This is a genomic window from Staphylococcus sp. HMSC077D08 (assembly GCF_001837945.1).
GTDB classification, from domain to species: Bacteria; Bacillota; Bacilli; order Staphylococcales; family Staphylococcaceae; genus Staphylococcus; species Staphylococcus epidermidis.
Window position 1 is genome coordinate 1 of the sequence record NZ_KV834762.1, and the last position, 12,299, is coordinate 12,299.

Genomic DNA, 12,299 nt, shown 5'->3' on the forward strand with positions numbered 1-12,299 from the left:
GCTATTTTGCTAGGAATTATGTCCCAGCCTCTCTGTTTTAATAATTATTATTTATTAGCTGACATAAGTTTAGATTTAATACGGTCAGCTTTATTAGAATGGATTAAATTACTTTGAGATGCTTTATCAACTTGTTTGATAGCAAATCTTAATAATTCATCTTTGTTTTCAGCATCAGTAGAGATAGCTGTTTTAGCTCGTTTCACAGCTGTACGCATAGCGTTTTTCTTAGAAATATTTCTTTCTTCAGCTGTTTCAGTTGTTCTTACACGTTTGATTGCAGATTTAATGTTTGGCATTACTGTCACCTCCTAAAAGTGATCATAACTTATCAAAATTTATTTGATTACAACAAGAAATATTTTATCAAATGTCTTATATTTGTGCAATCATTTATTTGAAAGTAACTTCAATTGAATTTATTACTTTTTAATTGTTGGAATGAACTACTGAACTAGATATAATAGTTATGTTAGAATTTACATTTAATTAATTATGTCAAAGATATATTGCATTAAAGTAATAAAAACGTTACTATATCAAAGATACATAGAAGTGACAGGTTATAAAGATGAAAGCGAGAAGGATAAAATGGATAAGCAAGAACGATACAATAGAAGAGAAAATATTAGAAATTTCTCCATTATTGCGCATATAGACCATGGTAAATCGACATTAGCTGATCGAATTTTAGAGAATACAAAATCAGTTGAAACTCGAGAAATGCAAGATCAATTACTTGACTCTATGGATTTGGAAAGAGAACGAGGCATCACTATTAAACTAAATGCTGTTCGATTAAAATACGAAGCTAAAGATGGAGAAACTTATACATTTCATTTGATAGATACACCAGGGCATGTCGACTTTACGTATGAGGTTTCTCGCTCATTAGCTGCATGTGAAGGTGCAATTCTTGTAGTTGATGCTGCCCAAGGAATAGAAGCACAAACCTTAGCAAACGTTTATCTAGCATTAGATAATGATTTGGAACTTTTGCCAGTTGTTAATAAAATAGACTTGCCTGCAGCTGAGCCTGATAGAGTTAAGCAAGAATTAGAAGATGTTATAGGTATAGATCAAGAAGATGTAGTACTCGCAAGTGCTAAGTCAAATATAGGTATTGAAGAAATTTTAGAGAAAATAGTTGATGTTGTGCCAGCACCGGACGGTGATCCTGAAGCCCCACTTAAAGCACTTATCTTTGATTCAGAATATGATCCATACAGAGGAGTAATATCTTCAATTCGAATTATTGATGGTGTTGTTAAAGCTGGTGATAGAATTAAAATGATGGCTACCGGTAAAGAATTTGAAGTTACAGAAGTGGGAATCAATACACCTAAGCAACTACCGATAGAAGAATTAACAGTTGGTGATGTGGGCTATATTATCGCAAGCATCAAAAATGTTGATGATTCTAGAGTAGGTGACACAATTACTTTAGCTGAAAGACCTGCTGACAAGCCGTTACAAGGATATAAAAAGATGAATCCAATGGTATATTGTGGTCTATTCCCTATTGACAATAAAGACTATAATGACCTAAGAGAAGCTTTAGAAAAATTACAACTTAATGACGCATCCTTAGAGTTTGAACCAGAGTCTTCACAAGCCCTTGGTTTTGGATACAGAACTGGATTTTTAGGAATGTTACATATGGAGATTATTCAAGAAAGAATCGAAAGAGAATTTGGTATTGAACTCATTGCAACAGCGCCTTCTGTTATCTATCAATGTATTTTAAAAGATGGTTCTGAAGTTTCAGTTGATAATCCAGCACAAATGCCCGAAAGAGATAAAATAGAACATATTTATGAACCATTTGTCAAAGCTACGATGATGGTGCCGAATGATTATGTAGGTGCAGTGATGGAGTTATGTCAACGTAAAAGAGGTCAATTTATAAACATGGATTATCTTGATGATATAAGGGTTAATATTGTTTATGAAATTCCATTATCTGAAGTAGTTTTCGATTTCTTTGATCAACTTAAATCTAATACAAAAGGTTATGCTTCTTTTGATTATGAATTTATTGAAAATAAAGAAAGTAATCTTGTTAAAATGGATATATTACTGAATGGAGATAAAGTTGATGCTCTAAGTTTTATTGTCCATAGAGATTTTGCATATGAAAGAGGAAAAGCGCTTGTCGAAAAATTAAAAACATTAATTCCACGACAACAATTTGAAGTGCCAGTTCAGGCGGCTATTGGTCAAAAAATTGTTGCACGAACAAACATTAAATCTATGGGTAAAAATGTTTTATCTAAATGTTATGGTGGAGATATCAGTCGTAAACGAAAACTTTTAGAAAAACAAAAAGCAGGTAAAGCTAAAATGAAAGCAGTAGGCAATGTGGAAATTCCTCAAGATGCATTTTTAGCAGTATTAAAAATGGATGATGAATAATGTAGATGAATGGGGTATAGACATTCTTTATGTCTTACCTCATTTTATAATGTCTAGAATGATATAAGTATATAATGTGAAAACTATATAAATGATTTAAAGATTGGTGGTTATAAAGTGAGTGTAAAAAGTGCATATATTCATATTCCATTTTGCTATAGAATTTGTACTTATTGTGATTTCAATAAATACTTTATCGATAAACAGCCAGTCGATGAATACTTAGACGCACTTATTAACGAGATGCAAGTTGATAATAACAGAAATCTTGAAACAATGTATGTCGGAGGTGGTACACCGACAGCCTTGAATATGAGACAACTTGAGAAGCTACTTAAAGCAATTAATCAAACATTTACAATTAGCGGAGAATTTTCTTTTGAAGCTAATCCTGATGAGTTAACTTATGAAAAAGTTGTACTTTTAAAACAATATGGCGTAAATAGAATATCAATGGGTGTACAAACATTTAAACCTGAACTATTAAAAATTTTAGGGAGAACTCATAAAACTGAAGATATATATAATGCTGTTAGTCATGCCCGAAAAGCAGGTATTGAATCAATAAGTTTGGATTTAATGTACCATTTACCACAACAAACTATCGACGATTTTAAAGACAGCCTAGAACGTGCCATTGCATTGGATATTGATCATATTTCAAGTTATGGATTAATTCTTGAACCTAAAACCCAGTTTTATAATTTGTATAGAAAGGGACATTTAAAATTACCAAATGAAGATTTAGGGGCAGAAATGTATCAATTTTTAATGGATCGTATGAAAAACTCATCATTCCATCAATATGAGATTTCTAATTTTAGTAAACTTAATCATGAATCAAACCATAATAAAGTATATTGGTTAAATGAAGAATACTATGGCTTTGGTGCTGGTGCAAGTGGTTATGTAAACGGTGTACGTTACACAAATCTTAATCCAGTAAATCATTATATTAAAGCGATAAATGAAGGGAAAAAACCAATACTATCTGAAACATCTCCTACTTATAACGAAAGAATGGAAGAAGAAATGTTTCTTGGTTTAAGAATGAATCAAGGTGTGAGTAAAAGCCGTTTTAAGAAAAAGTTTAATAAATTAATCGATGAGGTGTTTGGTGAAACTATTAAAGATTTGAGGTGTAGGGGACTCATAAAAGAAGAAAGAGAATTTATATCTTTAACCGAACGTGGAAAAGTCATAGGTAACGAGGTTTTTGAAGCATTTTTGCTAAATTCATAAAAAGTTAGAAATTTTAGTGCTTTAACATTGACTTACTTTGACCAATTTGATAAATTATAATTAGCACTTGAGATAAAAGAGTGCTAATGAGGTGAAAACATGATTACAAAAAGACAATTAAGCATCCTTAATGCTATTGTTGAAGATTATGTTGATTTTGGACAACCGATTGGATCTAAAACTCTAATTCATCGTCATCACTTGGATGTGAGTCCAGCTACCATTAGAAATGAAATGAAGCAACTCGAAGAAATGCATTTCATTGAGAAGACACACACATCTTCTGGAAGGGTTCCATCTGAATCAGGGATTAGATATTATGTCAATCGCCTTTTAGAACAAACATCTCATCAAAGTCAAAACAAAATTCAACGTTTAAATCAATTATTAATTGAGAATCATTATGATAGTTCGACTGCACTTTCAAACTTTGCACACGAATTATCTATGAAATCTCAATATGCAACGTTGGTAGTCCGCCCGAATCACAAGCAAGATGTTATAAATGATATACATCTTATTCGTGCTAATAACCATTTGATTATTTTAGTAATGGTATTTTTTTCTGGACATGTTGAAAATATACATTTTGTATCGCATGCTCAACTAAATAATATTAATTTAAATAAAATAGCAAACTTTTTGACCGAACATTTCAGTTTTAATCGTAAAGTACTAACTCAAAACATCGAGTCTTACTTTAGTCAAAAAGAAGAGCTATTGCTTGCAAATGAAGTAGTTGAGATGATAAATTTACAAATTGGTAATCAAAGTAATAGCATTTATATGGGTGGAAAGGTTAAACTTATTGATGCGTTAAATGAGTCCAACGTTTCATCTATTCAACCGATTCTTCAATATATAGAATCAAATAAAATAACTGAATTATTAGAAGATATATCAACTTCTCAAATCACTGTCCGAATTGGTAAAGAGATTGATGATAGTTTAAGCGATATATCAATTGTGACTAGTCAGTATCATTTTGATGAGTCACTAAAAGGTCAAATTGCAGTAATCGGACCAACTGCAATGCATTATCAAAATGTAATTCAATTATTAAACCGTATATGGTAGTAATTGGAAATGTATTGGAGGTCAGACTATGTCAGAAAAAGATCAGTCAGTGAATAATACTGAGGAAGATATTAATGTAGAAACTGAAGACAATCAGAATGATAAAAACATTGAAAACTCAGTATCTAACACGGATAATAGTGAAGCTAATGCTAGCGATTCAGAAAATAATTCAGAAGAAAGTATCAAGGATGAAGAGTCAGAGTCTCAAGATACTAAAATTAAAGAATTAGAAAAGCTTGCAAATGATAATGAAGAAAAATATTTAAGATTATATGCAGAATTCGAAAATTATAAACGCCGAATTCAAAAAGAAAATCAAATTAATGCTACTTATAAAGCTCAAGGTGTTTTAACTGACATTTTACCGTCTATAGATAATATTGAGCGTGCACTACAAATTGAAGGTGATGATGAATCGTTCAAATCACTTCAAAAAGGAGTGCAGATGGTTCATGAAAGTTTACTAAGAGCTTTAAAAGACAATGGTCTTGAAGAAATTTTAGCTGAAGGTAAGGAATTCGATCCTAATTTACATCAAGCTGTCGTTCAAGATGACAATCCTGATTTTAAATCAGGTGAAGTTACTCAAGAATTGCAAAAAGGATACAAACTTAAGGATCGTGTTTTAAGACCATCAATGGTAAAAGTAAATCAATAATTAGATTGAAAATACATTGAAATAAATAAAATGATTAAATTGGAGGAATTATATTATGGGTAAAGTAATTGGAATTGATTTAGGTACAACTAACTCTTGTGTTTCTATCTTAGAAGGAGATGAACCAAAAGTAATTCAAAACCCAGAAGGTGCACGTACTACACCATCAGTGGTTGCATTTAAAAATGGTGAAACTCAAGTAGGTGAAGTAGCAAAACGACAAGCTATCACAAATCCTAACACTGTACAGTCTATTAAACGTCATATGGGTACAGATTATAAAGTAGATATTGAAGGTAAATCTTATACACCACAAGAGCTTTCAGCAATGATTTTACAAAACTTAAAAAGCACTGCAGAAAACTATTTAGGAGATACAGTAGACAAAGCTGTTATCACTGTCCCTGCTTATTTCAATGATGGTGAACGTCAAGCAACTAAAGATGCTGGTAAAATTGCAGGCTTAGAAGTTGAACGTATTATCAACGAACCTACAGCTGCTGCACTTGCTTATGGGTTAGATAAAACTGAAACAGATCAAAAAGTTCTCGTATTTGACTTAGGTGGGGGAACATTTGACGTATCTATTCTAGAGTTAGGCGACGGTGTATTTGAAGTATTATCAACTGCCGGAGATAATAAACTTGGTGGCGATGACTTTGACCAAGTAATTATTGATTATCTTGTATCAGAATTCAAGAAAGAGAATGGTGTTGATTTATCACAAGATAAAATGGCATTACAAAGATTAAAAGATGCTGCTGAAAAAGCTAAAAAAGATTTATCAGGTGTTTCTCAAACTCAAATTTCATTACCATTCATTTCTGCTGGAGAAAATGGACCATTACACCTAGAAATTAGTTTGACTCGTTCTAAATTTGAAGAATTAGCTGATTCATTAATCAAAAAAACTATGGAACCGACTCGTCAAGCATTAAAAGATGCTGGTTTATCTACTTCAGAAATAGATGAAGTTATTTTAGTTGGTGGTTCAACACGTATTCCGGCCGTTCAAGAAGCTGTTAAAAAAGAAATTGGTAAAGAACCACATAAAGGTGTTAACCCAGATGAAGTTGTAGCAATGGGTGCTGCTATTCAAGCTGGTGTAATCACTGGTGATGTTAAAGATGTGGTATTACTTGATGTTACGCCATTATCTTTAGGTATCGAAATTATGGGTGGACGTATGAACACATTAATTGAACGTAATACTACTATTCCAACATCCAAATCACAAGTTTATTCTACAGCAGCTGACAATCAACCAGCGGTAGATATTCATGTATTACAAGGTGAACGTCCAATGGCATCTGACAACAAAACTTTAGGAAGATTCCAATTAACTGACATTCCACCTGCACCACGTGGTGTACCTCAAATCGAAGTAACATTTGATATCGATAAAAACGGTATTGTTAACGTTACAGCTAAAGATTTAGGTACTAATAAAGAACAAAATATCACAATACAATCAAGCTCATCTCTATCTGATGAAGAAATCGATCGCATGGTTAAAGATGCTGAAGAAAATGCTGAAGCAGATAAAAAACGTCGTGAAGAAGTTGACTTGAGAAACGAAGCAGATAGTCTAGTATTCCAAGTTGAAAAAACAGTTAAAGACTTAGGCGAAAATATTAGTGATGAAGATAAGAAAAATGCTGAAGAGAAAAAAGATGCACTTAAAACAGCATTAGAAGGTGAAGACATCGATGATATTAAAGCTAAAAAAGAAGAACTTGAAAAAGTAATTCAAGAATTATCTGCAAAAGTTTATGAACAAGCTCAACAAGCACAACAACAAGCTCAAGAAGAACAAGGTTCTCAAGATAGTACTGTTGAAGATGCAGACTTTAAAGAAGTTAAAGATGACGAAGATAAAAAATAAGTTTAGTATCTAACTTATAATTATCTATTAATTTTTTAGTAAAAAAGTCAAAGTCAATCGATCATTGACTTTGACTTTTTATTTGGATATTAAGAAACAATTAGATAAACTATTCTTGTTAAACGTATAAAAGGAGAGGTAATTATGGCCAAAAGAGACTACTATGAGGTCTTAGGCGTAAGCAAAAGCGCTTCTAAAGACGAAATTAAAAAAGCTTATCGTAAATTATCAAAAAAATACCATCCAGATATAAATAAAGAAGAAGGCGCAGACGAAAAATTCAAAGAAATCTCCGAAGCATATGAAGTCTTAAGTGATGAAAACAAACGTGCAAATTATGATCAATTTGGTCATGACGGACCACAAGGTGGATTTGGCAGTCAAGGCTTTGGTGGCAGTGACTTTGGTGGATTTGAAGATATTTTCAGCTCATTCTTTGGTGGCGGTTCACGTCAAAGGGATCCTAATGCACCTCGCAAAGGTGATGACCTTCAATACACAATGACAATAACATTTGAAGAGGCTGTATTCGGGACAAAAAAAGAAATATCAATAAAAAAAGATGTAACATGTCATACATGTAACGGTGATGGCGCTAAACCTGGTACAAGTAAAAAAACTTGTAGCTATTGTAATGGCGCTGGTCGTGTTTCTGTTGAACAAAATACTATTTTGGGTAGAGTTAGAACTGAACAAGTTTGTCCTAAATGTGAAGGTAGTGGACAAGAATTTGAAGAGCCATGTCCAACATGTAAAGGAAAAGGTACTGAAAATAAAACAGTTAAACTAGAAGTAACTGTTCCTGAAGGTGTGGATAACGAACAACAAGTTCGTTTAGCTGGAGAAGGTTCACCTGGTGTTAATGGCGGACCGCATGGTGACCTATATGTGGTGTTCAGAGTTAAACCATCCAATACGTTTGAACGTGATGGAGACGATATCTACTATAATCTAGATATTAGCTTTTCACAGGCTGCACTAGGTGATGAAATAAAGATACCTACACTTAAAAGTAATGTTGTTTTAACCATTCCTGCTGGTACACAAACGGGTAAACAATTCCGACTTAAAGATAAAGGTGTAAAGAATGTTCATGGTTATGGTTACGGGGACTTATTTGTCAACATAAAAGTGGTTACACCAACAAAATTAAATGACCGTCAAAAAGAATTATTAAAAGAATTTGCTGAAATTAATGGTGAAGATATAAATGAACAGTCATCTAATTTTAAAGATAGAGCAAAAAGATTCTTTAAAGGAGAATAGTCAATGAATTGGATGGAACTCTCAATTGTAGTTAATCACGAAGTAGAATACGATGTTACGGAAATTCTTGAAAGTTATGGCTCTAATGGAGTTGTAATTGAAGATTCACATATTTTAGAAGAACAACCTGTTGATAAGTTTGGAGAAATTTATGATTTAAATCCTGAAGATTATCCTGAAAAAGGAGTTCGATTAAAAGCTTATTTTAATGAGTTCACTTATAATGAAAACTTAAAATCCAACATTAATCATGAAATATTGAATCTTCAGCAAATTGATAAAACAATTTATGATTATCAGGAAAAGCTTATTGCCGAAGTAGATTGGGAAAATGAATGGAAGAATTATTTTCATCCATTTAGAGCTTCAAAACAATTTACGATAGTACCAAGTTGGGAATCATATGTTAAAGAAAATGATAACGAATTGTGCATTGAATTAGATCCAGGTATGGCTTTTGGAACAGGTGATCATCCAACTACAAGTATGTGTTTAAAAGCAATTGAAACTTTTGTAAAACCAACGGATTCAGTTATCGACGTTGGAACAGGCTCAGGCATTTTAAGTATTGCTAGTCATTTACTTGGAGTTCAAAGAATAAAGGCATTAGATATAGATGAAATGGCTGTAAATGTGGCAAAAGAAAACTTTAAGAAAAATCATTGTGATGATGCAATTGAAGCAGTTCCAGGTAATTTATTAAAAAATGAAAATGAGAAATTTAATATCGTTATTGCAAATATTCTTGCCCATATTATTGAAGAAATGATTGAAGATACTTATAATACTTTAATTGAAGATGGTTATTTTATTACATCAGGTATTATTGAAGAAAAGTATCAAGACATAGAATCACAAATGAAGCGTATTGGTTTCAAAATTATTTCAGTAGAACATGACAATGGCTGGGTTTGTATAGTTGGTCAGAAAGTGAGTGGATAATTTGCAAAGATATTTTATGAATCAAAGCGCTGATGAAAATCAGTGCTTTTTTATTGAGAACAAAGAAGACTATCATCATATCGTGAATGTTATGCGTTATAAAGAAGGACAAAATATCATTGTCACTTTTTCAGATGAAAATGTATTTAGATGTAAAATTATTTCAATAAACGATCAATCGATTGAAATTAAATTAGAAGAAAAACAACAAATTAACACTGAACTACCTCAGAACATTACAATATGTAGTGGTTTAATCAAATCAGATAAATATGAATGGATGATACAAAAAGCAACTGAAATGGGGGCAAACGAATTTATAGCTGTAGCTATGGAACGTTCTGTGGTCAAGCTCAATGATTCTAAAGTAGAAAAGAAATTATCGAGATGGCAAAAAATTATAAAGGAAGCTGCAGAACAAAGTTATCGTTTAACAATACCAAATATAAAATTTAAGTCGAATTTAAAAGAAATTTATGGTATGATAAATCAATATGACTATGTTCTTATAGCATATGAAGAACAAGCAAAGCACGGTGAATTAAGTCAATTTAAGCAAACAATTAAACAATTTAAGACACAGGACCGTGTTTTAATCATATTTGGACCTGAAGGTGGGTTATCAGATAGTGAAATTGCATTATTCGATGATGTAAGTACTATAGTTGGATTAGGTCCACGTATCTTGCGTGCTGAAACTGCACCTCTTTACGCTTTAAGTGCAGTAAGTTATGAAAAAGAATTATTGGGGTGAAGATTATGTCAACAGTTGCGTTTCACACATTAGGTTGTAAAGTAAATCATTACGAAACTGAGGCAATTTGGCAATTATTTAAAGATGCAAATTATGAAAGAGTAGAATTTGAAACAAATGCTGATGTATTTGTTATTAATACATGTACGGTGACAAATACAGGGGATAAAAAAAGTCGTCAGATAATTAGAAGAGCGATTAGACAAAATCCTGATGCAGTCGTTTGTGTAACTGGATGTTATGCACAAACATCATCTGCCGAGATTATGGAAATCCCTGGTGTTGACATCGTTGTAGGTACTCAAGACCGTCATAAATTGTTAGATTATATTCAACAATTTCAGGAAGAGAGACAACCTATTAATGGTGTAGGTAATATTATGAAAAATAGAACTTATGAAGAATTAGAAGTTCCTTACTTTACTGATAGAACGCGTGCTTCATTAAAAATACAGGAAGGGTGCAATAATTTTTGCACGTTCTGTATTATCCCGTGGGCACGTGGATTGATGCGTTCTAGAGATCCAGAAAAAGTAGTAGAACAAGCTACGCAACTTGTTAACTCTGGTTATAAGGAAATTGTCTTAACGGGTATTCACACTGGTGGTTATGGGCAAGACCTTAAAAATTATAATCTAGCACAATTGCTAAGAGATCTAGATACTATTGAAGGGCTTGAACGTATACGTATTTCTTCGATTGAAGCAAGTCAACTTACTGATGAAGTTATTGATGTCATTGGAAATTCAAATAAGGTAGTACGTCATTTACATATACCGTTACAATCTGGGTCTGATGATGTGTTAAAACGTATGAGACGTAAATATACGATGGCACATTTTTCAGAAAGATTGACAAAATTACATCAAGCATTACCAGATTTAGCAGTTACTAGTGATGTAATTGTTGGTTTCCCTGGAGAATCTGAAGAGGAATTCCAAGAAACTTACGATTTCATCGTAAATCATCATTTTTCAGAGTTACACGTATTCCCTTATTCTCCTAGAATAGGAACGCCTGCTGCAAGAATGGACAATCAAATTGATGAAGAAACAAAAAATGTTCGTGTGCACAAACTAATTAGTCTAAGTAATCAATTAGCCAAAGAATATGCTTCTAAATTTGAAGATGAAGTTTTAGAAGTTATACCTGAAGAAATGGGTGAAGAACCAAATACACTTGTTGGCTATGCTGACAATTATATGAAGGTAAGATTTGAAGGAGATGACTCATTAATAGGTCAAATAGTGAAAGTTAAGATAGTTAAAGCTAATTATCCAATTAATGAAGGCAAAGCAATACGTGTTGTTAAACATGCAACGAATCAATCTGAAAAAGAAGTACTTGTTTAATTAATAAAAAATTGTAAATTTTACTGATTGACCGTCATTTAGAGTTATATTATACTAATAACTGCATAGTTTTACTATGCAATGACTATAAAGTTCCGTTGATATTTGGAGGGAGGGAAATACAGATGTCTAAAACAGTAGTACGTAAAAATGAATCACTAGAAGATGCTTTACGTAGATTTAAACGTTCAGTATCAAAAAGTGGAACTATTCAAGAAGTACGTAAACGTGAATTTTACGAAAAACCAAGCGTAAAACGTAAAAAGAAATCTGAAGCTGCACGTAAACGTAAGTTCAAATAATTAATAGCTCTGTTGACTCCCTCAACAAGAATGTTAATTATATATTAGGACAGAATTTGAATTGAATTCACTGTTCTATCGAGAAATGAAGACTAGAACTGATTTATTTGTTTTTAACGTATTTCAGTTCTAGTCTTTAATTGTTAATAAGTCAAAACTTGGGACAATGATTGAGCTATCCCCAAATATCGGTAAAAAACACTTTCGTTGAATTCATATTAAATTGATTCATGCGAAAGTGTTTTTCTATTAAAAGAAAATCTTATTCGATAGAAACAAAATATCAAGCAGTTGAAATGAAAGTAGATGAGTATGATTTAAAACAATTATGGAACCATTGAATCTTCAAAATAAAACACAAGTCAAGTATTGTTAGCGATGATATCAAAATGCTGAAAGCCAC

11 protein-coding genes are annotated in these 12,299 nt (G+C 32.2%); 10 read left to right on the top strand and 1 reads right to left on the bottom strand.

What is annotated here, in order from left to right:
- Positions 1 to 47 precede the first annotated feature (47 nt).
- Positions 48 to 299 (bottom strand): 30S ribosomal protein S20, encoded by a 252-nt coding sequence (gene rpsT, locus HMPREF2663_RS04585; protein WP_001831221.1) that lies wholly within the window; start codon positions 297 to 299, stop codon positions 48 to 50.
- 292 nt (positions 300 to 591) lie between these two features.
- Between rpsT and lepA the strand changes: the two genes are divergently transcribed.
- From lepA to rpsU, 10 genes are all read left to right on the top strand, one after another.
- On the top strand, positions 592 to 2,415 hold the full coding sequence (gene lepA, locus HMPREF2663_RS04590; RefSeq protein WP_002457751.1) for a translation elongation factor 4: 1,824 nt from the start codon (positions 592 to 594) through the stop codon (positions 2,413 to 2,415).
- Between the two features lie 117 nt (positions 2,416 to 2,532).
- The gene (gene hemW / locus HMPREF2663_RS04595; protein ID WP_002446570.1) at positions 2,533 to 3,657 is read left to right on the top strand and encodes a radical SAM family heme chaperone HemW; all 1,125 of its coding nucleotides are present in this window, start codon (positions 2,533 to 2,535) and stop codon (positions 3,655 to 3,657) included.
- Positions 3,658 to 3,756: 99 nt separating this feature from the next.
- Complete coding sequence (gene hrcA / locus HMPREF2663_RS04600; RefSeq protein WP_002476273.1) at positions 3,757 to 4,734, top strand: heat-inducible transcriptional repressor HrcA; 978 nt, start codon at positions 3,757 to 3,759, stop codon at positions 4,732 to 4,734.
- A gap of 28 nt (positions 4,735 to 4,762) precedes the next feature.
- Positions 4,763 to 5,395 carry a nucleotide exchange factor GrpE gene (grpE, locus tag HMPREF2663_RS04605; RefSeq protein WP_002476265.1) on the top strand — a complete coding sequence of 211 codons (633 nt, stop codon included), beginning with the start codon at positions 4,763 to 4,765 and terminating at the stop codon, positions 5,393 to 5,395.
- A gap of 55 nt (positions 5,396 to 5,450) precedes the next feature.
- Complete coding sequence (gene dnaK, locus HMPREF2663_RS04610) at positions 5,451 to 7,280, top strand: molecular chaperone DnaK (RefSeq protein WP_002446567.1); 1,830 nt, start codon at positions 5,451 to 5,453, stop codon at positions 7,278 to 7,280.
- Positions 7,281 to 7,424: 144 nt separating this feature from the next.
- Entirely contained in the window at positions 7,425 to 8,546 is a 1,122-nt protein-coding gene (gene dnaJ, locus HMPREF2663_RS04615) for a molecular chaperone DnaJ (RefSeq protein WP_002457747.1), read from the top strand.
- 3 nt (positions 8,547 to 8,549) lie between these two features.
- The gene (gene prmA, locus HMPREF2663_RS04620; protein WP_002446565.1) at positions 8,550 to 9,488 is read left to right on the top strand and encodes a 50S ribosomal protein L11 methyltransferase; all 939 of its coding nucleotides are present in this window, start codon (positions 8,550 to 8,552) and stop codon (positions 9,486 to 9,488) included.
- A gap of 1 nt (position 9,489) precedes the next feature.
- On the top strand, positions 9,490 to 10,242 hold the full coding sequence (locus HMPREF2663_RS04625) for a 16S rRNA (uracil(1498)-N(3))-methyltransferase (protein WP_033862513.1): 753 nt from the start codon (positions 9,490 to 9,492) through the stop codon (positions 10,240 to 10,242).
- A 5-nt stretch (positions 10,243 to 10,247) separates the two neighbouring features.
- On the top strand, positions 10,248 to 11,594 hold the full coding sequence (gene mtaB, locus HMPREF2663_RS04630) for a tRNA (N(6)-L-threonylcarbamoyladenosine(37)-C(2))-methylthiotransferase MtaB (RefSeq protein ID WP_070845881.1): 1,347 nt from the start codon (positions 10,248 to 10,250) through the stop codon (positions 11,592 to 11,594).
- Positions 11,595 to 11,719: 125 nt separating this feature from the next.
- The gene (gene rpsU, locus HMPREF2663_RS04635; protein ID WP_000048060.1) at positions 11,720 to 11,896 is read left to right on the top strand and encodes a 30S ribosomal protein S21; all 177 of its coding nucleotides are present in this window, start codon (positions 11,720 to 11,722) and stop codon (positions 11,894 to 11,896) included.
- Positions 11,897 to 12,299: the final 403 nt, after the last annotated feature.